The organism is Zunongwangia atlantica 22II14-10F7, from assembly GCF_002094855.1.
Taxonomy (GTDB): Bacteria; Bacteroidota; Bacteroidia; order Flavobacteriales; family Flavobacteriaceae; genus Zunongwangia; species Zunongwangia atlantica.
In genome coordinates this window covers 59500-79853 of sequence record NZ_ARYN01000017.1, presented here as the reverse complement: position 1 = coordinate 79853, position 20354 = coordinate 59500, and the positions used below count along the sequence as shown (strand labels likewise).

Annotated in this window: 16 protein-coding genes; 9 read left to right on the top strand and 7 right to left on the bottom strand. The window is 35.7% G+C overall.

The annotated features are described in order from the left end of the window. Positions 1-48 precede the first annotated feature (48 nt). From IIF7_RS17080 to IIF7_RS17040, 9 genes are all read left to right on the top strand, one after another. Positions 49-3180: an efflux RND transporter permease subunit gene (locus IIF7_RS17080; protein WP_084842899.1), complete on the top strand. Its 3132-nt coding sequence runs from the start codon at positions 49-51 to the stop codon at positions 3178-3180. Further along, on the top strand, positions 3170-4633 hold the full coding sequence (locus IIF7_RS17075; RefSeq protein WP_084842898.1) for an efflux transporter outer membrane subunit: 1464 nt from the start codon (positions 3170-3172) through the stop codon (positions 4631-4633). The genes IIF7_RS17080 and IIF7_RS17075 overlap by 11 nt, the downstream gene beginning before the upstream one ends. A gap of 33 nt (positions 4634-4666) precedes the next feature. Next, positions 4667-5608 (top strand): adenylate/guanylate cyclase domain-containing protein, encoded by a 942-nt coding sequence (locus tag IIF7_RS17070; protein ID WP_084842897.1) that lies wholly within the window; start codon positions 4667-4669, stop codon positions 5606-5608. 45 nt (positions 5609-5653) lie between these two features. Further along, positions 5654-6196, top strand: coding sequence for an NADPH-dependent FMN reductase (locus IIF7_RS17065; protein WP_084842896.1), 543 nt, complete (start codon positions 5654-5656; stop codon positions 6194-6196). Further along, the gene (locus IIF7_RS17060; RefSeq protein ID WP_084842895.1) at positions 6193-6669 is read left to right on the top strand and encodes a hypothetical protein; all 477 of its coding nucleotides are present in this window, start codon (positions 6193-6195) and stop codon (positions 6667-6669) included. The genes IIF7_RS17065 and IIF7_RS17060 overlap by 4 nt, the downstream gene beginning before the upstream one ends. A gap of 181 nt (positions 6670-6850) precedes the next feature. Continuing rightward, positions 6851-7267 carry a hypothetical protein gene (locus IIF7_RS17055; RefSeq protein ID WP_084842894.1) on the top strand — a complete coding sequence of 139 codons (417 nt, stop codon included), beginning with the start codon at positions 6851-6853 and terminating at the stop codon, positions 7265-7267. A gap of 338 nt (positions 7268-7605) precedes the next feature. Further along, on the top strand, positions 7606-9852 hold the full coding sequence (locus IIF7_RS17050; protein ID WP_084842893.1) for a TonB-dependent receptor: 2247 nt from the start codon (positions 7606-7608) through the stop codon (positions 9850-9852). Between the two features lie 11 nt (positions 9853-9863). After that, positions 9864-10751: an alpha/beta hydrolase gene (locus IIF7_RS17045; protein WP_084842892.1), complete on the top strand. Its 888-nt coding sequence runs from the start codon at positions 9864-9866 to the stop codon at positions 10749-10751. 3 nt (positions 10752-10754) lie between these two features. Then, a complete protein-coding gene (locus IIF7_RS17040) occupies positions 10755-13100 on the top strand; it encodes a beta-glucosidase family protein (protein WP_084842891.1) in 2346 nt (781 codons plus the stop codon). Positions 13101-13682: 582 nt separating this feature from the next. Here the strand turns inward: IIF7_RS17040 and IIF7_RS17035 are convergent. The 7 genes from IIF7_RS17035 to IIF7_RS17005 are packed head-to-tail and all read right to left on the bottom strand — an operon-like array spanning position 13683 to position 20254. Continuing rightward, positions 13683-14402: a LytR/AlgR family response regulator transcription factor gene (locus IIF7_RS17035; RefSeq protein WP_084842890.1), complete on the bottom strand. Its 720-nt coding sequence runs from the start codon at positions 14400-14402 to the stop codon at positions 13683-13685. Positions 14403-14412: 10 nt separating this feature from the next. Further along, positions 14413-14739, bottom strand: a complete 327-nt coding sequence (locus IIF7_RS17030) for a histidine kinase (RefSeq protein ID WP_084842889.1) — start codon at positions 14737-14739, stop codon at positions 14413-14415. A gap of 6 nt (positions 14740-14745) precedes the next feature. Further along, positions 14746-15792, bottom strand: a complete 1047-nt coding sequence (locus IIF7_RS17025; RefSeq protein ID WP_084842888.1) for a sensor histidine kinase — start codon at positions 15790-15792, stop codon at positions 14746-14748. Position 15793: 1 nt separating this feature from the next. Continuing rightward, positions 15794-16930 carry an FIST signal transduction protein gene (locus IIF7_RS17020; protein WP_084842887.1) on the bottom strand — a complete coding sequence of 379 codons (1137 nt, stop codon included), beginning with the start codon at positions 16928-16930 and terminating at the stop codon, positions 15794-15796. After that, a complete protein-coding gene (locus IIF7_RS17015) occupies positions 16927-19296 on the bottom strand; it encodes a PAS domain S-box protein (RefSeq protein ID WP_084842886.1) in 2370 nt (789 codons plus the stop codon). The genes IIF7_RS17020 and IIF7_RS17015 overlap by 4 nt, the downstream gene beginning before the upstream one ends. Continuing rightward, complete coding sequence (locus tag IIF7_RS17010) at positions 19274-19834, bottom strand: heme NO-binding domain-containing protein (RefSeq protein ID WP_084842885.1); 561 nt, start codon at positions 19832-19834, stop codon at positions 19274-19276. Before IIF7_RS17010 ends, IIF7_RS17015 begins: the two co-directional genes overlap by 23 nt. A 6-nt stretch (positions 19835-19840) precedes the next feature. Then, positions 19841-20254, bottom strand: coding sequence for a response regulator (locus IIF7_RS17005; RefSeq protein ID WP_013072970.1), 414 nt, complete (start codon positions 20252-20254; stop codon positions 19841-19843). Positions 20255-20354: the final 100 nt, after the last annotated feature.

Here is a 20354-nt window from a genome sequence, read left to right as displayed (position 1 = left end):
GTTTTTACATAGTCGATCCTGGATACTTATTGTCTTAAATTAAAAAATATGTTACAAAAATTTATAAGTAAACCAGTGCTTTCTACGGTGATATCGATCATCATCGTGATCCTGGGATTGCTGGGATTGTTTACCCTTCCTATCTCGCAATATCCAGACATTGCACCGCCCACGGTAGAAGTGACTGCTTCTTATCAGGGAGCGAATGCAGACGTGGTTAGAAATAGTGTTTTAATCCCATTAGAAGAACAAATTAATGGGGTAGAAAATATGCAGTATATGACCTCTACCGCCGGTAACGATGGTAGTGCAACGATCACGATCTATTTCGATTTGGGTACAGATCCAGACCTGGCAGCGATGAACGTTCAAAACCGGGTAAATAAAGCCAATAGTTTATTGCCAGAAGAAGTGATTAGAGCGGGAGTTTCTACCAGTAAAAAGCAAACCAGCTTGGTGTATATTTTTAGTTTGCACAGTACCAAAGACACCTACGATCAAAACTTTTTGCAGAATTATGTAAACCTGAATATCCTTCCAAAACTGAAACGTGTAAACGGAATTGGCGATGCCTTTATCTACGGGGCTCGTGATTACTCGATGCGAATTTGGCTGAAGCCAGATGCGATGGCTTCTTATGGTTTAGTACCTAATGATGTAATTGCAAAATTACGTCAGCAAAACATTGAAGCTGCTCCGGGTAAATTTGGAGTTAATGGAGACCAAGCTTTTCAATACACCATTAAATATAAAGGACGATTACAAACCGCTTCAGAGTTTGGGAATATCATTATAAAAGCCGATAAAGATGGGCATATTTTGCGATTAGACGATATCGCAAAAGTAGAACTGGGCGCTTTGAGTTATGGCAGTAGCACCACAACTCAGGGTTATCCAAGTACTTCGATCGCAGTGAGCCAGACGGCAGGTTCAAATGCTTATGAATTGATCAACGAATGTCAGCGAATTATTGAAGAAAGTTCTAAAGATTTTCCTTCAGGAATTGAATATTCACCGTTCCTAAACGCCAATGAGTTTTTAAATGCTTCCATAGAAAAAGTAGAGCACACACTTATCGAAGCCTTTATTCTTGTATTTATCGTGGTGTTTATCTTTTTACAGGATTTTAGATCTACGTTAATTCCGGCGATCTCGGTTCCGGTGGCAATTATAGGAACCTTTTTCTTCCTAAAAGTTTTTGGATTTACGATCAACCTACTTACACTTTTTGCGTTAGTGCTCGCTATTGGTATTGTTGTGGATGATGCAATTGTGGTCGTTGAGGCAGTTCACGCCAAGTTAGATGAAGGAGCAAAATCGGCTAGAAAAGCAACGCTGAGTGCAATGAGCGAAATTAGCAGCGCTATCGTTTCGATCACACTTGTGATGGCTGCTGTGTTTGTTCCGGTATCTTTTATTGGTGGTTCGGCTGGAGTTTTTTATAAGCAATTTGGTCTTACACTGGCAATCGCCATTGTGATTTCCGCAGTAAATGCCTTAACGCTGAGTCCCGCTTTGTGTGCGATTTTCTTAAAACCGCATTCTGAGGATCATCATAAAAAGAAAACCGGAATTCAACGTTTTTATGCAGGATTTAATATAGCCTTTAATGCGATCACCGCAAAATATGTAAAAGGAGTTCAGTTTTTACTGAAAAGAAAATGGCTGGCTTTGGGAAGTATTGCGGCATTTTCTGTGCTTTCGTGGTTCCTGATCAAAAATACACCTACAGGATTTGTTCCTGCGGAAGATAGTAGAGCCATCTTTGGAAATGTAATCTTACCACCTTCAGCATCTTTAGAAAGAACCGAAGCTTTAACCGATCAAATTGATAGTATTATTAGAACGGTTCCTGAAGTTGAATCTTCAACCAGAATGGCGGGGCAGGATCTTATTAGTGGTGCCGGTGGTTCTTACGGTGCATTTTTCATTCGTTTAAAAGATTGGGATGAACGTGCTGGTGAAGGCCAGGATATCGAAAGTGTGGTAAACAATTTATTCTATAAAACATCTGGAATAAAAGGAGCCAATATCATCTTCTTTGCAGCGCCTACGCTACAGGGATTTGGTAATACCAACGGTTTCGAGTTCAATCTTCAGGATAGAACAGCAAACGATATGGATCAGTTTAGCGGTGTGGTGCAAAATTATCTGGGAGCCATAAATCAACGTCCCGAGATCTTATATGCGACCACTTCATTTAATAACAATTTCCCCCAATTTGAGCTGGAAGTTGACATCGCTAAATGCGAAATGGCAGGGATCACGCCAGATCAGGTTTTAGCTGTGATGCAAGGTTATTATGGCGGAATTTACGCTTCAGATTTTAACCGATTTAATAAGCAATATCGTGTTATGGTACAATCTGATCCTGTATTTAGTGCCAAACCAGAAGATCTTCACGCTGTGATGGTAAAAACCGTTCAGGGAGAAATGGTGCCTATTACGCAGTTTGTAACACTTAAAAAAGTCTATGGATCTGAATTTATTAGACGATTTAACTTATATACTTCAGCAAATGTAACGGGTGTTCCGGCGCCGGGTTACAGTTCTGGTGATGCGGTAAAAGCGATTCAGGAAGTTGCCGATGAGAATCTGCCAAAACAATTTGGATACGAGTTTGCCGGTTTAAGTAGGGAAGAGGTAAGCAGTGGTAGTCAGACGGTTTACATATTTATACTTTGTCTGGTGTTTGTGTACTTTTTATTGGCTGCACAATACGAGAGCTATATTTTACCATTTTCGGTATTGTTGCCTTTACCTTTCGGACTTTCAGGAGCCTTTCTCTTCGCAAAATTATTCGGGATCGATAACAATATTTTCCTTCAGATCAGTTTGATAATGCTTATTGGTCTGCTCGCAAAAAACTCGATCCTAATTGTCGAATTTGCCCTTATGCACCGTAAAAATGGGGAAAGTTTATTTACCTCGGCAGTAGAAGGAGCACGCGCACGTTTACGACCTATTTTAATGACTTCATTCGCTTTTATTTTCGGATTAGTGCCGTTGATGTTAGCCTCTGGAGCAGGAGCAGTGAGTAACCGATCTATCGGTACCGCCGCAGTTGGCGGAATGCTTACAGGGACTTTATTCGGAATTTTTGTGATCCCGGCGCTCTTTATGCTCTTCCAGTCTTTACAGGAAAAAGTAAGTGGTAAACCTGCAACTAATGAAGAATAAATTTAATGTTATGAGATCTAATATCATTTATATATACGCCTTCAGTCTTAGTTTTCTTTTGGTTTCCTGCGGAGTAACCAAAGATTATGAAAAACCGGAAGCAGATACCGAAGCACTTTTCAGAAAAGAAAAAACTGCTGAAGTTGAAATGTCAGAAGTACCTTTGATGCAGTGGGATCAATTCTTTGCAGATCCTTATTTGTTGGACTATATCGAAGAAGGTTTAACTGAAAATTATAGCCTAAAGAATGCGGTACAGCGTGTAAACAGCGCCAATGCGTTGCTGAAACAAAGTAAAAAAGCATTCTTGCCCAGTTTGGAAGGAAATGCATCTGTGGCTAAATCTCGGTTATCTTACACACAGGGATTCGGATTTATTAAAGATGTAACGCAATACGACCTTGGGATTTCGACTTCCTGGGAAGCGGATGTTTGGGGGAAATTGAGTAGTGCTAAACGTGCCAGTTTAGCTGCACTTTTGCAAACTCAGGCTTCTAAACAGGCGATCGAATCACAACTCGTAGCTAATATTGCGATAAATTATTATCAATTAATAGCGCTGGATAAGCAACTGGAAACTTTAGAGGAAACTGCGGAAAACCGAAAGTTTTACGTAGCAACGATGAAGAAGCTTAAAAGCTCAAATATGGTAAATGGCGCTGCCGTTGTGCAAAGTGAAGCCAATCAATATGAAGCCGAACTTTTAATTCCTGATGTGAAACAGCAAATTAGAGAAATTGAAAATGCGTTGTCGATTTTACTGGCTAGAAAGCCAGGTGAAATTCAACGTAGTGGTTTTGATGATCTTACTGAAATGAATATGCCTGAACTTTCGATAGGAGATCCTGCAGATCTAATGGCCAATCGCCCAGATGTAATGCAGGCCGAACTGGAGTATCGTCGTGCGTTTGAATTAACGAATGTTGCGAGAACACAGTTTTATCCTTCATTTGGACTTTCTGGAAGTGCTGGGTTTTCGAGTTTTGAGTGGGACGATCTTTTTACTAAAAACATAGGACTTTTTGGGAATATCGCCGCTGGTTTAATGCAGCCGATATTCAATAAAGGCATCAATAAAGCGAACTTAGCAACGGCCAAAGCCGAGCAACAAATTGCCTTTAATAATTTTCAGAACGCTTTGTTGAATGCCGGGAAAGAAGTTTCAGATGCAGTGTTTGCATTTAAAACAGCAAACTCTAAGATTAGTAAACGTGCTTTGCAGTTAGAAGCCTTGAATAAGTCGGTTGATTATACGAAGAAGTTGCTGCAGTATAATTCGCAAACCAATTATACCGATGTGCTAACGGCCGAGCAAAGTTTGCTGCGTGCCGAGATCAATAATATCAATGATGTTCTGGCGGAAAAACTGGCGCTGATCGATCTTTACAAAGCACTGGGCGGTGGTTGGAATCGCAAAAATGCCGAGATTACTTCCGAAGAAAATAAAAATTAGGGTAAAAATTAACCAATATAAACTTGATGTGGGATGGTAAAATCTTATCACCATATTAACCTTGTTAATGATGCCTCATTTTTGATCAATTCTAAAGAATCAATCTTAGAGGCATCATTAAAAAAAGAAATTCCATTTTGCTGCGAATGCGGGGGCAAAGCCAGGTGTTCTACCTGCAGGATTTTAATTGTAAAGGGCGAAGAAAATCTTTCAGAAATTAACGCTGCGGAAGCAAAACTGCGAACCTACTTTGAGCTTCCTAAAAATGTTCGATTGGCTTGCCAGACCTATGTAAAATCGGGTTCAGTAAAAATAAAACGGATTATGAACGACGAAAGTGATTACCCGTTATACCTTAGAAATAAGCTGAATAAAAACGAGAATATTGGTAGAGAATTACGCTTGTGTTTACTGTTTTTAGACGTTCGGAATTTTACGCCATTTGCCGAGCAGCATTTGGCTTTTGATGTGATACATATCATACGGAAACTGTTCTTTAATTTCGAAAAGATCATTCAGCAATTTGAAGGTAGAATTATTGAAACAAATGGCGACGGATTGTATGTTGCTTTTGGATTTGAAAAAACGACCAAAGCTAGTGTTCTTGATACCGTAAACTGCGGTTTTGCGATCCTGAAGGAATTAAAACGCCTAAATACTGAATATTTTCAGCGCTATTTTAATGAAGAGATCGAAGTTGGGATTGGCGCACATCTGGGAAAAGTTGCCACCGGTGATTTGTTGTTGGAAAATAGACCGCATCAAATCGTGATGGGCTATGCGGTAAATGTTGCTGCCAGAATTCAGGAATTAACCAAAAAGCTAGACAATAGTTTTGTGATTTCTGAAGCAGTTTATGAACTATTGGATGTTCCTCCAGAAGCTGAAGTATCTAGCGAGAAGATGAAAGGTGTAAAAGAAGCCTTCAGGTTGTATAAAATAGGAGAACATTTTAAGTATAAAAAGGAGAAATGAAAAGTTGATTCAGAAGAATTAACCAGTTAAAACGAATGCTAAAAAATGAAAGTTTTAATATTTAACGGCACACTCAATAAGGCAAACGATACGTCGCAGGAAATTGCGAATTATTTAAAGGAATATTTGCTACAGCTGGGAGCAACGCCCGTAATTTTTAATTTATCTGAATATGATATTCCCTTTTTTGAGGAAGATTTTTCAGAAGTTCCAGATTCAGTGACAAAAATGCTGCAAGTTTTTAAAGAATACGATCGGCATATTTGGCTTAGTCCGTTATATCATGGCGGAATGGTTGGCGCGATGAAAAATTGCCTGGACTGGTTAATTTTGAGTTCGAAAGACGAAAATCCATATTTAACCCATAAAATTATTGCGCTCATTTGCTGGGGTTATGGCGCAAATGCTTCAACCGGGATCGATAGTTTAAGAAATATTGTGGCCACTTTGCGTGCCTGGGCATTGCCGTATAGTGTTCCCATTGCGAGAGAATATTTATATGAAGAAGATCGATTTTCGATAATTTATGAAGAGAAATTTCAGCGCATAAGTGAGCTTTTGCTTCAACCAAAAATCAGCATACTATGAAAAATGAAGAAATTTCTAATTATTTAGAGTCGGTAATTAGTGAGATCATTCTATATCCTTCGCTGGGTACGTTGCCGTATACAATTTTGGTTTTTCCTGCTGAAGATGTTCCACAGAAACATGAATTTCAGCAAAATATATCACATTATGTAGGTTTTTATTTTTGGCATCAGTTTAGTACTGAAGATTTACAGGATTTTTTAATAAACTCTAAAGAGGCCTTAGGATTGGAAGAAAAAGACAGGCTTTTTTATATTGAAAAGATGATGGAAAAGTATAAAAATCCCGAAGAATATGAGTTTTGGTTATCAAAACAGGCAGCAATGGCGGTAGGAATCTTTAGTGGTAAAGTAGGAGAAAAGCTTAGCATAAGAATTGCTAATCCTGAAGAATTGGCTATTGTAGAATTTGATAATATTATTCCCAGAAAGCAGGGATTAAGTTTAGTTTCGATGATTTTTGTTGAAAATTAAGGCTTATTTTATCTAATATTGGCTGAATTCTTTAAGCAGTATGCGAATTTATTAATGCAAAATTCATCTTAAATTGTTTTCTGGATTTTTTAGGTTTCGAGCGACTGCTTACATTTGGCTTACCCTAGAAACCTACTTTTATTTATGGTATTGAACCCCAAAAATTAAAATTCAATACCCTATGAAATTAATTTGTGATAGCAAGAATTTAAAAACTTATCGTATTGTAAGCCGGGCTAATCATTTAGTTGTTAGTCCCTTTTTTAAGAGTGAAGTAAACAGGCTTATTTCTTCGAAAAAAAAAGATGCTAATATTATCGAATTTGAGCAACTGCTGGAAAGTGAATGTGAGATTCCTGTCAAAACTCATATAAATCTATTTTCTAAAAGCAGCATGACATCTAAAATGAATATTATTTATGTGAATAAGTTAAAGTTGAAATCTTCTCACCGAGATTTGTTGGCAGAATTGCTAACCAGAAGCCTGGAAATTATGGATATAGAAGGGAAAGTTTCAAAATTGCTCCATTTACAAGATGCTGATGAAAGAAGTACTTTTTTTAACGAATTTGGAGCTATTTCTAAAAGTTATATTTAAATATTTTCCCTAGTATAGTTTTATGGAAAAGAAAATTAATTCTTAAAATATAGTTTCGAAAACATTTTCCTAAAGCTTTTTAATGATATATCATATAAGATTTGATTCATTGGTTTTTTGAGAAAATCAGGGTTTTATTTTTGTTAAATTTCAATGCTTCATTTTGAAGCTTCGTTGAAATTATATAATATTGTCTCATAATGAAACAATATTAGCTGCTAACGAAAAGGTTTGCACTTGTTTAGGTTTGCTTTTAAAAATGTAGCCTATTTTTTGAATGTTTTTTTGTTAAAACGCTAAATGTTTCATTTTGAAACATAAAGACTCAAAATAAAAACATGAAATTAAATTACTTTAAATTTTTTACTCTTCTTCCTTTAGTCCTGGGTGCAAAGAGCGTTCTGGCACAGGAAGAAAATTTAAGTTCTAAAGATTCTATTCAGATTCAGCAGGAATTAAAGGATTCAGATTTAAAAGAAGAAGGTTCGGATAGAAATGTGATGCTTAATGCAGCAAATAATTCGGGGCCACGTGATGTAAATATTGGTCTTCCCGCTACCGTGGGTGGTATTACCATTCTCGAAAACGATTTACCTGTAGTTTATTTTTATTGGCCAGAATTACCAAATAAAACCTGGAGACAAAGTGTTGGACTTAAAAACACAGGTCTTCTTAAGATGGAAGATTTAGCTACAACAATGGGAGATTTAGGTTTTGCCGTTAATTCTTATACGCAAAATGGGACTAAAGAATTTCAGGGTAAATTAAATCTTACAGGAAGTCATTTTGGTTGGTTTCAAGGTGATGTTAATGTCTCTGGTCCTATCTCAGACAATGGGTGGACCTATTCTGCAGGAGTATTTGTCAATTTTGATCCCAGTACGTATGATCTTGGTTTTAATAATTATGTAGATCAAACTAAGATTTTTAGAGTAGGTCTTACCAAGTATTTTAAAGAAGATAAAGGAGAGTTTAATGTTTATTATAAGTACGCAGATTCCTATGTAAATACAAATTATGCTGTTTTTGAATATGGACCTAATGGTGAAGCTAATGAAATAGATGGTTTCGAAATCGGTAATGATTCCTATATTGTTCGTGACGGTCGTATGCGATTTAGAGATATTCGCAACGGTGAATATTATTTTGGAGAATTAGATGGTGCAGCAAATACCAATACTTCTCACAATGTAGATATTTTTGGTAACTATAAATTAGACAACGGTTGGAATTTTAAATATTCGACCAGACTTCATTTAGCTAAAGCTTCCTTATTATATGGTATACCGCTAAGTATTTTTGAAGCAGGAGCTCAAGACGGATATACGATCGCAAGCACAGGAGAAGCTTACACGGGCAGAGTAGGTACTCAATTAGGTTTGAGTACACCAGAAATTCCGGTCACTTCAGTAATGGGAAGGTTTTCTATTAATAAACAGTTAGATAATCATAACGTTACCTTAGGAATTCTAGAACAATACTACCATATAGATAAGTATGTTTCTAACCGATCTTTATATTTTCAAACGGTAGAAAATCAGCCACAACGATTAATTGGGCCAAATACCGATGAATATGGTTTTTACGGTTACAATACCAGCGCAGAATATTTTAACGGAACAGAAAACAAATTGGCAGTTTATGCGAACGATACTTGGAAGGTTTCAGATAAACTAAATGTAAAGGCCGGTTTAATGTTAAGACATCATTTAATAGATGGTGATTTTACAAGGACGCCACGATCAGAAGGTTTTACCTTAGCCGATGCTGAACTTACAGATATAGATGAAAGCTATTTTCACGTTGCAGGTAATTTAAACGCAAGTTATAATATCACTAAAAATTTCGGAGTATTAGGTAACTTTTTATATACAGAAGAAAACGGTCGTTTAGAAAATTTTTCGACGGCTATCGATCCTAGTGTTGTAAAAAGTAGAAGCCCACTTGCCGGTTTAGGAGTGTTCTGGAATACCGATTATTTTAGTTTAGTTTCACAAGCAACTTACCTTACCAAGAACAATTATTTAACACGTTATAACTTAGTAAATCCTGCAGATAATACAGAATCTCAACAAACTTCTGTGTTCTACAACATTCAGACTTTAGGTTGGACAACAGATATGATGATCACTCCATTTAAAGGATTCAATCTTCATTATTTAATTACACTTCAGGATCCGGTTTATAAAGATTTTACTTTCGATGCCTTTGGAGAAAATTACGATTATAGTGATAAAACTGTTCTTGAAATCTCTAATGTCCTAATGGAAATTGATCCTAGCTATACCTACAAAGATTGGAGAATTTGGGCAAGCTTTAGATACTTTAGCAAGCAATATGCTAATATTAATAATGCCTTGTTCTTTGCTCCGAGATGGGAGAATTTTGGAGGAGTAAATTATAAATATAATGACCATATTAGTTTTGGAGCAACCGTGGTTAACTTCTTAAACCAAACAGGAGCAAAAGGAACTATCAATGGAGCCGAGTTGATTAATGATGCCAGCCAATTCTACGGGAGCACATTATCTGGATCTTACATACGACCATTTACCGTACAGGCTTCAGTAAATATTAATTTCTAAGAAAGCTAAGAATGTATAATTTAAGCCGTCTTTTTTTTGTAGTATTTCTGTTTTCCATAACTAAGATAAATGCACAGGATAAGACTATAGCACTTTATGAAGGCAAAGCTCCAGGTTCAGAAAACTGGACCTGGGTTGAAGCCGAGATGTATTCAGAGCTTTTTAAAACTGAAGTTGTTTACAATGTCGTAAATCCTGAAGTGCTGATTTTTAAACCTGAAAATCCTAACGGAACTTCTATAATTATAGCTCCTGGTGGTGGTTTTCAAACTTTATCGATACACAAAGAAGGAACTAAACTAGCGGAATACCTGGCATCTAAAGGTATTACCGCTTTTGTTTTAAAATATCGATTAATTCATTCTAAAACTAATGATCCCGCAAAAGAGCTCATTGCAAATTTACAGGATAGAGATGCGCATTACGAGCGAACCACTGCCGTACAAAAGCTGGCAGGCCAGGATTGTATAAAAGCAATAGAATTTGTTAGAAAAAATGCTTCAGATTATCATTTAGATCCTAATAAAATTGGTGTTATAGGTTTTTCTGCCGGTGGAACAGTAATATTAGAAAGTATATTGAACAATTCTTCCGAAGAAAAATTACCAGATTTTGCAGCTGCGATCTATGCTGGCCCTACACAAGATTTGTTAGAAGCTAAAATTCCACAAAAACAGCTGCCTTTATTTATTGTTGCTGCCAGTGACGATCAATTAAAGTTAGCCCCCAAAAGTATTTCACTTTATAATAAATGGCTTGCAGCCAATTATCCGGTAGAGCTTCATATGTATGCTAATGGAGGTCATGGTTTTGGAATGTCTAAGCAGAATTTGCCAGTAGATAACTGGTTTAAAAGGTTTGAAGATTGGTTGATTCAATTTAAATATATAAAAGAGTAAAAAATGAAAAGGAAAATGAGTATGGTAGTTATTTTAGCTTTATTAAGCTTTAAAACAGCTACCGCACAAAAAGCACCACAGTACGAAAAAGCTTCTATAGAAGAGTTAATTAAGGCAATGACGCCTAGAGAAAAAGCTAATTTATTAGTTGGTCCTGGTATGCCTGGATATGCTGGATTAGTACCTTTAGAGGGCGAGCCAGATGTTAGAGTTTTAGGAGAAGCCGGTGGAAACGATGAAATACCAAGATTAGGCATTCCTGAAACTGTTTTTGCAGATGGTCCTGCGGGATTACGTATAGAACCAAAACGTAAAAACGATCCTAATACCTATTATGCAACTGCATTTCCTGTAGGGACGGCATTGGCTTCAACCTGGAATACAGATTTAATTGAAGCTGTAGGAGAAGCCATGGGGGAAGAAGTGAAGGAATACGGAGTTGATGTTTTATTAGCACCTGCCTTAAATATTCATAGAAATCCGCTTAACGGAAGAAACTTTGAATATTATTCTGAAGATCCTTTAGTTGCCGGTAAAATTGCCAGTGCTTATATTAAAGGTATTCAGTCTCACGATGTGGGAACTTCTATAAAGCATTTCGCGGCAAACAACCAGGAAACAAATCGTCTGGCGGTAAACGCGCATATTAGCGAGCGTGCAATGAGAGAGATCTATTTACGTGGTTTCGAAATTGCGATAAAGGAGTCTAAACCATGGACGGTGATGACGGCTTATAATAAACTAAATGGAACTTATGCTTCTGCAAACAAAGATCTATTAACCACTATTCTTAGAGATGAGTGGGGATACGAAGGTTTGGTTATGACCGATTGGTTTGGTGGTTATCCAGGATTCGAATCTATTTTGGAAGAAGGATCTGTGAGTGATGTTGTCGCTCAGATCAATGCAGGTAATGATCTATTGATGCCTGGAACTGAAGCGCAGCGTGATGCATTGGCTAAAGCCATTGAAGAAGGAAATGTAAACGAAGAAGCGGTAAATGCCAGTCTAAGACGTATTTTAGAATACATCCGTAAATCACCAACTACAGATAAGTATAAATTCAGCAATAAACCAGATCTAGAAGCGCATGCACAGGTAACAAGAAAAGCTGCTGCTGAAGGAATGATTTTATTGAAAAATGACGATAACGTATTACCATTTACTGATAAATCTGGAAGCATCGCTGTTTTTGGTGATCACTCTTATAGCTTTATTGCTGGTGGTACCGGGAGTGGAGATGTAAACGAAGCCTATAGTATTTCGCTGCTACAAGGATTAGATAACGCAGGTTACACTGTAGATAAAGAATTACAGAACTTATATGAGCCATTTGTAGCACAAGCGGTAGAAAATGAAAATAAGCGACGTGAAGAAATTGGTTTGTTAGCCGATAATAAGCGTTTGCCTGAAATGTTACCAGAGGATGAATTAGTAGAAGCTAAAGCAAAATCTGCAGATGTTGCGGTTATTACTTTAGGAAGAAATTCAGGTGAGCAGTTCGATAGAAAGATAGATGATGACTTCTATTTAGGTCAGGACGAGGTTAAATTGATTAACACTGTAACTAAAGCTTTTCATGCTGAAGGTAAAAAAGTTATCGTGATTCTTAATATTGGTGGTGTTATTGAAACGGCATCATGGAAAGATAAAGTTGATGCTATTTTATTAGCATGGCAGCCAGGCCAGGAAGGCGGAAACTCTGTAGCCGATGTTTTTAGTGGCGAAGTAAACCCAAGTGGTAAATTAACCATGACTTTCCCTATTGATTATAACCATCATGCTTCAGCAGCAAACTGGTTAGGAGAGCCGGTACAAAAACCAACTGATGTTTATTATAAAGAAGGAATTTATATTGGGTATCGTTACTTTAATACCTTCGATGTAAAATCGTCTTACGAATTTGGTTACGGGAACTCGTATACTACTTTTGAGTATTCAGATTTAAAACTTAGTTCTTCTAATTTTAATGATGAAGTAGAAGTTTCTGTAAAAGTGACCAATACTGGTAAAGTTGCCGGGAAAGAAGTGGTACAATTATATGTAAATGCACCTGCAAATATGGTAGATAAACCTGTACAGGAATTAAAAGCCTTTGGGAAAACCAAAATCTTAAAACCAGGTAAAAGTGAAAGCTTAAAGTTTACATTAAAAGCAAAAGATCTTGCTTCTTTTGTAGACGAGCAAAGTGCATGGATTGTTGAAGAAGGAACCTACACCATAAAAGTTGGGGCGTCTTCTTTAGATATAAAACTTAAAGAGAACCTTGAAGTTTCTTCTAATATCACTGCAGAAAAAGTAAATAACACCTTCGATTTAGATACTGAAATGCCAGTACTGAAGAATTAATCTAGCCTAATGATTAAGAAAAAAGCCCGGCAATTGCCGGGCTTTTTGTTTTCTAAACCTAATAAAAAGAAAATGCCGGGTAACCACTCCCGGCATTTTCAACCTAACCTAACCAACTAACTAACCAATCTTATAATCCAACTATATGTATTAGCCTAAAAATCTTATATCATATTCTTTTTGGTAAACTTCCCTTTTCTTTTTTCTAGAAAAGGGAAATACCTTATCCAATCCCAATTTCATTTGTTTAAAAAGGCAATATTTCAGTCACAACAATTCAATTATCATTCTTCTACCGAGGAGGTTTTTCTCCCGGACTGATTAATGCCTGCTCAGTACCAACCTATAATCTAATTAGTAGGGCTCTTAGCTTTATAGGAAAGGCGCTGAGCGAATAAACTCAAAACTCAAAAACAAAAAATTATGTCAAACATCTAGTAGTTATGGTGATATGTTTATCTCTTAACTACATGACAAATATAGGGCAGCATTAAAGCTGAAATTAGAAGAAATCGTTGAGGATTTTTAAAGTGTAGATGGGCGGTAATTAAGTACCGACGAATTGTAATTTTTCACGCTTAACTATAAAAGATTTAAGCGTTTCATAAGTTCCGGGCGGTTAGAACGGCTCACAGGAATTACATCTTTTTCAATAAGAACGCTATTATCTTCAATATCAATAATTTTATCAACGTTTATAATAAAAGATCTGTGGATTTTTAAAAAGAGGTTTTCAGGTAATTTTTCTTCAATTTTTTTCATGGTAGAGTGTACCGTGTAATTTTTACCAGATGTTTTAATTAGAATATAATCGCCTCTGGCTTCAATTAAATAAATGCTTGGAATATCGATTTTAATTAATCTACGATCGATATTTACGTAAAGATCATTGCCAGACTCTTTTATGTTCGTATCTACTTTTTCAGAAGAAGTATCTTTTTCATCTTTTGGAGTAAAACTTAAAGCTTTTTTTATGGCTTTATCAAATCGCTCCTGTGTAATAGGTTTAACGATGTAATCTACGATACAATCGTATTCAAAAGCTTCAATAGCAAAATTTCTATCTGAAGTTGATAATATAATTTTTGGAGGATTTTTTATGGTTTGAATAAAATCGAAACCTGTAAAATCTGGCATGTGTATATCAAGGAAAATAAGCTCTACCTCATGTTGGTTAAGATGCTTAATGGCCTGTAAGGCATTAGAAAATTCTGCCTGTACTTCTAGATTTTCGTTATTAGAAGCAAGTTTTTTTAAGATGGTTCTTGCTGCTGCTTCGTCATCTACAATTATACACTGCATAGGTTAGGTTTTAGGCTTTTTCGATAAACTTGGTCATTGCATTAAGAATTTCTTCAAATCGCTTATAAAGATCATCATCTAAAACACCTTCTCTTAAGTTGTCTTCGTGATCTATAGCCACCTGGTAACTCTTTTCTAAGCCTAAAATACTAATTTTATGTTTAATTTTATGAACATCGTCACCGGCGCGCATAAAATTATCTATTTCCAAATGATTTTTGTAATTCTCAATCTCCTGTGGCAGCTCTAGTCGAACTACATCAAGTAATTGCTCTTCAAAGTCTTTGTCTCCACCAGAAAGCTGGCTTATGTAAGAGTAGTTAGGTTTCTCTTCCATATCGATTTATTTAGGTAAAGTAAAGTAGAAAATGGTGCCTTTTGATAATTCACTTTCTAACCAGATTTTCCCACCATAAAAATCGATGATTTTTTTTACGATAGATAATCCAATTCCGGTAGAAGTAAAATCATTATCAATTTTTTCAAATATCTGAAAAATTTTATTGAAATGCTCTTTATCGATGCCTTTTCCGTTATCTTTTACAGAATATTTCCAGAATTTCCCATTTTCTTCTACATTAATTAAAATGATACCTTCAGGTTTATCAATACTTTTTACAGCATTTTGAATTAAATTCTGAAATAATTGTTGCAGCCTGAATTTATCCCCGTTTATTACAGGAAGTTTCTCTGAAATTTCAATTTTTATATGCTCAGGTTTATAGATAATCTGAATGATTTCGTTTACAAGATGATCTATGTCTACCTCGTAAGCAGCTACTACTTCCTGGTCTATAGTAGAGTAATTTAAAATACCGCTAATTAGTGCATCCATTTTCTCTACACTTTTTAAAATCATATTTAGCTGTTTAATAGCGTCTTCATCTATTTTGCCAGCATAGTCTTGTTTAAGCCAGGTAACAAGGCTGTTGATGCTTCTTAGAGGGGATTTTAAATCGTGAGAAACCATATGCGCATAATCTGAAAGTACCTGGTTTTTCTTCTCCAGGTTTAACAAAAGCTCTTCCTGCTCTTTATTGATTTTAGCGATTTCCCAGGATTGTTTTTCGATATATGTTGCAAGGTCTGAAACATTCAACTCTTCATTAGACTGATCTTTGTTGGCTGAATTTTTTATATCTAATGTTGCAATTACAGATTTTAATCGATCTAAGATTTCTTTTTGGCTATGTGCTTCTATTCGTAACTTTCGGTTAGCGCTAAATAATTCGTCTGAGCTTATATTCATAGCTCGCTGAATCATATTTAGTTGATCGTCGTTTGTTTTATAAGATTCCTCTATGGCTTTAAAAAATTCAGTAAATCGTTGGTCGTTGCTAAATTCTTCAGGGAAGTATTTCCTTATTTGCCGTTTTAATAGAGGGTTCATGCTATTCGCTAATTAAAGTTAGTGTCATGGTTTGATTGTGCAGATTACATTCTATACTTGTTGAGAATGGTGCAATTTCTCCGTAAGAATAAAAGCCGGCTATTTTGGCCTGTTTACCTAAAATTTCAGAGACTTCTTCTATCTCTTCTTCAACTCTTTGATCCATAACAATACGCCTCCCAATACAACTAACTAATAAAGCCAGTTGGGGTAGGGTAGCGTGTTTTTTCATCGCTCGCGACGCAGCGGTTGCAGCTCCCTGTGCTATGCCATCTACGGTAGCCATCATTAATTGTGCATGTGCGCCTTCAGGAACGTCACCTGCCAGGATCATCGATTTGTTCTTTACGTCTATATTCAGGATTGTTCGTACCAGGCTATAGGGTTTACCTTTTTCAGTAACATTTAAAGGATATAAAAGAGCGGCCTGGGGAAGTTCATTTGCTTTTTCTCCAAGATATTTAGAATAAAGGTCTAAAGCGGGTAAATCATCTAATTCTATAAGTACGTTATCCTTAGATTTGGTAATTATACGTTCTGGACCAAAAGGAATCCAACCGCCATAACTGGCATAACTAACCTGAAGGCTTTCACCATATAGGCCAATTATTACAATTTCTCCTTCTTTTGGATTTTCGTTATAAGAGGCCAAGGTTTTTTTAAATCTTGCACCATCACCACATAATCCTCCGGTTAGGGTGATTTTTTGATCGGTATATTTTTCTACCCCTTTAATTAAAGCGCTGCCATTAACAAAACTGCCTTCTGAAATTACAAAGAAATGTTTTAAATTTTCTTTTTTAAATTGGCTTGCCAGATTATATCCCAAAGCTTCACCATTTTTATTAAAGTCCAGGATATTTGCAGTTTTAACCTCGAAAGTAGATTTTTCGAATTCAATTAAGGTCACTGCGATAGAATTTTCAGTAACCTTTTCTCCAATAATTTCTCCGGCAGAACTCCCAAAAATAAGGTGGCGATAAGGGAATTCTTCGCGTATATCTTCTAAAATTTCAGGGTTTTGCAATAGTTTTCTTTCGGCAAAAATTAAAACCAGTGGATTATTTAAATCTTCTTTATGGTCACCCTTATATTGCCAGGGAGAATCTATTGTTTTTAATGCCTGAATTATTTTCATGATTGCTTTTTTAAACTGAAAAAGAACACTGTGCCTTTACCAACTTCACTATCTAGCCAGATTTCTCCATCATATAAATCGATTACTTTTTTAACGATACTTAAACCAACACCAGTAGATTTTTCATGAGTTCCCAGGGCATTGAAAATTTTAAAGATTCGTTGATGATGTTCTTTTTCTATACCCACACCATTATCTTTTATACTGAAAATGTAGTGCGTCGTATTTTCGGTATAATCAATTTCTACAAAGCCCTTTTCTTTGTCGATATAATTAACAGCATTACTTAAAAGATTTTGGAATACCTGCTGAATCCTTGTGCGATCACCATAAATTATAGGTAGCTTGTTTATGATGCTAACTTTAATATGATCTGGAATATAAATTAGTTCTAAAATATCTAAAACCAGCTCCTGCAAGTCTAGTTCCTGATTTTGGATATTACCATCTTCGATGCTAGAGTATCTTAAGATGTTTTCGATAAGATGATCCATCTTCTCTACTTTTCCCTGCATAAGATCCAGATTCATCATACTTTCCTCTCCTAGTTTTTCTCTAAAATCTTCTTTGGTCCAACTTAAAAGGGCAGAGATATTTCTTAATGGCGATTTTAAATCGTGAGAAACAATGTGTGCATATTCGTTAAGATGCTCGTTTTGTTGTTCAAGGTTTTTAAGTAGTTGCTCTTTTTGTGCCTCTAAGAGTTTCATCTCAGTAATATCCAGATGTATACCTATAGAACCAATCATTTTTCCGTTTAAATCGTAATTAGGGGCACCACTAACCAACCAATACTTAAGTTTATTGTTTTTGGTTTTTACTCTAACTTCGTAAGAATTGGAAATTCCTTTTCGTCTAACCTTGTCGTGTTTATTAAACTCAGCTTTAGATTCGGGAATTAAAAATATATCAGATGCGGTTTTACCAATAAGTTCTTCTTCATGGTAGCCACTCATTTCAGTAAAACTTTGGTTCGCCATTAGAATATGATCATTAAGATCTACTTCTAAAAGTCCCAGGTTCATATTAGCGATTATACTACTATATTTTTCTTTTTGAGCTTTAAGACTTTCCTTATAATTTTTCTGAATAGTGATATCGTCGTAGCTCCAAAGATGGCCTTTATATCTGCCTTCGTGATAAATAGGGATATAGCTTCGCTCGTATATACTGCCATTTACAAGTTCTAACTCTTCTGCAATTACAATTTCTTTTTTCTCCAGTAACTCATCAATTCTATTTACAAATTGTTCTGGATTTTTAAAATACATTTTATTCTCCTCTGCCGCATTAGAGCAATCTGCACCTTTAAACTCCTCAGGTGGTGTGTCTAGCCCAAAAAGATTACAGAATTTCTTATTGGTAAGCAGTATTTTTCGATTCTCATCTTCTAATAAAATCCCGGTTTGTAAATTAACAATTAAGGTTGAAAGTCGGTTTTCAGACTCTTCGATTTTTTCTTTTGCTATCTTTTCTTTCGTAATATCTTCTACTGTTGCTACCTGGTATAGGATATTGTTATCCTCATCCCTAATGGCAGCAACTCTTGTTCTGGCCCATAATGTTTCGCCACTTTTTTTAATGTAACGTTTATTAATGGTATAAGAATCTATTTCACCTTCAATCATTTGCCTTAGCTGTTCACTGCTATCATCATCATCTGGATGGGATACATCCTTAATGCTAAGATTGTTAAATTCTTCAAGAGAATATCCAAACATGCTTACTAAAGCTCTATTTACTTTAATAAGGTCTTTAAAATTTGTTCGGGTAAGAGAGATTCCAATAGGGGAGTTATCGAAAATTAAATCTAGCTGTTTATTCTGGGATTCCAGCTGTTTTTTAATAGCTATTTCTTCAGTAATATCTCTGGCAACACCTTGTGCAGCGGTTGGTTTGCCATCACGGTCATAGATAATACTTGCGTTAATTTGTACGATCTTTTCAGTACCGTCTTTAGTTATAATTCTGGCTTTATAATCGTTATAGCTACCGGTATGATATAATTGTTTAAAAGCCGCTGCCGTATATTCCACATATTCAGAATGTACTAATTTTAGAAGGTTTACAGGCTCATTTTCATTATCGTAACCAAGCATTTCTTTGGCTGCCTGGTTCATTTTTAGAACATTCCCATCGATGTCCATAACAATATAAGCGTCGATAATATTTACAAAAACACCTTCTAATTGTGAGGTTTTTTGGTTTAGAAGTTCCTGTAGGCGGTTGTTGGATTGGCGAAGTGCTTCAGAGACTTCAAATAGTTCGGTCGATTTTTCTTCAAGGATTTTTTCGGCAAGTTTCCTGGCCTTTTTTTCTCTCTCCAGCGCTCGTTCTAATATTTCAATCTTTTTGGTAGGTTCCATATTTTTTTGATATCAGGAATCTGACCTTTGTTCCATTATTTTCGATTTTTTCTAACCGAATTTTGGAAGCCTGGTCGTAGTGTTCAAAAGTTTTTTCCATTAGGGCTTTGGCGAACATGTACATTGCTCTTTCTGAAAAATACAAAATTTCCAGTTGATCTTCAGTCTTTTTCTCAATTTTAAACGTTGGAAGCTCTGCTCCTGGATATAATTTTCTAACCTGAACATGAATATGATTTTCTATGGAAGAAAGTAGCTCTATAGGATCTTTATAAAGTGCAAAGATCCCGGGATGTACTTTTGTAAGTGTATTAAAAAAATAGAGTCCGTAGCTATAAATAAGATCATCTAAAGGAATAGCGACCTTTTTGCTTAGATTTATTAAGAGGCTTTGCATTTCTATAAAATCGTAGGTGCCTACAGAGGTATAAATACCTTCAGATTGAAGTTTAGATTCATTTAAAATATGATCTACCACTTCAATACCGAATTTTTCCTCGACCATCTCGAGGAATTCAGTAAATACTATGCCTTTCATAATATATTATCCTTTAATCAATTCATTCTGACTCCAATAATCCAGGGCGCTACTAAGTTTAGATACATAATCCTCGTATTTTAGAGGTTTAATAATGTATCCTGCAATACCAATTTTGTAGCACTCCAGTAGATCTCTTCGGTTACTAGAAGTGGTTAGGATAATAGTTGGGATGTACTTTAAAATATCATCTGCTTTTAATATTTTAAGAAACTCTATGCCGTTCATTTTAGGCATGTTAAGATCTAAAAATATAATATCTGGCAAGCGATCTTTTTTGTTTAAAATAGTTAGGGCTTCTTCACCATTTTTAGCTTCAATGATATGGTGAGGTAGGGATAGTGAAGAAATTGTTCTGTTCAATTTCATCACTTCAATCATATCGTCCTCGATAAAAAGGATTGTTAGCTTATTTTTCATTTTAATTTTAGTGTCTTATGTAAACAAAATTCAGATAATCTTAGGGAAAATAAAATTGTATTCGTTTAATTAAAAATTAGTGTCGTTAAACGGTTGTTTT

What these genes read in the sequence shown, in the direction of transcription:
- IIF7_RS17045 (WP_084842892.1), top strand. Translation starts at nt 9,864, where the DNA reads ATGTATAATTTAAGCCGTCTTTTTTTTGTAGTATTTCTGTTTTCCATA.
- IIF7_RS17015 (WP_084842886.1), bottom strand. Translation starts at nt 19,296, where the DNA reads ATGGAACCTACCAAAAAGATTGAAATATTAGAACGAGCGCTGGAGAGA.
- IIF7_RS17035 (WP_084842890.1), bottom strand. Translation starts at nt 14,402, where the DNA reads ATGCAGTGTATAATTGTAGATGACGAAGCAGCAGCAAGAACCATCTTA.
- IIF7_RS17020 (WP_084842887.1), bottom strand. Translation starts at nt 16,930, where the DNA reads ATGAAAATAATTCAGGCATTAAAAACAATAGATTCTCCCTGGCAATAT.
- IIF7_RS17030 (WP_084842889.1), bottom strand. Translation starts at nt 14,739, where the DNA reads ATGGAAGAGAAACCTAACTACTCTTACATAAGCCAGCTTTCTGGTGGA.
- IIF7_RS17050 (WP_084842893.1), top strand. Translation starts at nt 7,606, where the DNA reads ATGAAATTAAATTACTTTAAATTTTTTACTCTTCTTCCTTTAGTCCTG.
- IIF7_RS17060 (WP_084842895.1), top strand. Translation starts at nt 6,193, where the DNA reads ATGAAAAATGAAGAAATTTCTAATTATTTAGAGTCGGTAATTAGTGAG.
- IIF7_RS17055 (WP_084842894.1), top strand. Translation starts at nt 6,851, where the DNA reads ATGAAATTAATTTGTGATAGCAAGAATTTAAAAACTTATCGTATTGTA.
- IIF7_RS17075 (WP_084842898.1), top strand. Translation starts at nt 3,170, where the DNA reads ATGAAGAATAAATTTAATGTTATGAGATCTAATATCATTTATATATAC.
- IIF7_RS17005 (WP_013072970.1), bottom strand. Translation starts at nt 20,254, where the DNA reads ATGAAAAATAAGCTAACAATCCTTTTTATCGAGGACGATATGATTGAA.
- IIF7_RS17070 (WP_084842897.1), top strand. Translation starts at nt 4,667, where the DNA reads ATGGTAAAATCTTATCACCATATTAACCTTGTTAATGATGCCTCATTT.
- IIF7_RS17025 (WP_084842888.1), bottom strand. Translation starts at nt 15,792, where the DNA reads ATGAACCCTCTATTAAAACGGCAAATAAGGAAATACTTCCCTGAAGAA.
- IIF7_RS17065 (WP_084842896.1), top strand. Translation starts at nt 5,654, where the DNA reads ATGAAAGTTTTAATATTTAACGGCACACTCAATAAGGCAAACGATACG.
- IIF7_RS17040 (WP_084842891.1), top strand. Translation starts at nt 10,755, where the DNA reads ATGAAAAGGAAAATGAGTATGGTAGTTATTTTAGCTTTATTAAGCTTT.
- IIF7_RS17080 (WP_084842899.1), top strand. Translation starts at nt 49, where the DNA reads ATGTTACAAAAATTTATAAGTAAACCAGTGCTTTCTACGGTGATATCG.
- IIF7_RS17010 (WP_084842885.1), bottom strand. Translation starts at nt 19,834, where the DNA reads ATGAAAGGCATAGTATTTACTGAATTCCTCGAGATGGTCGAGGAAAAA.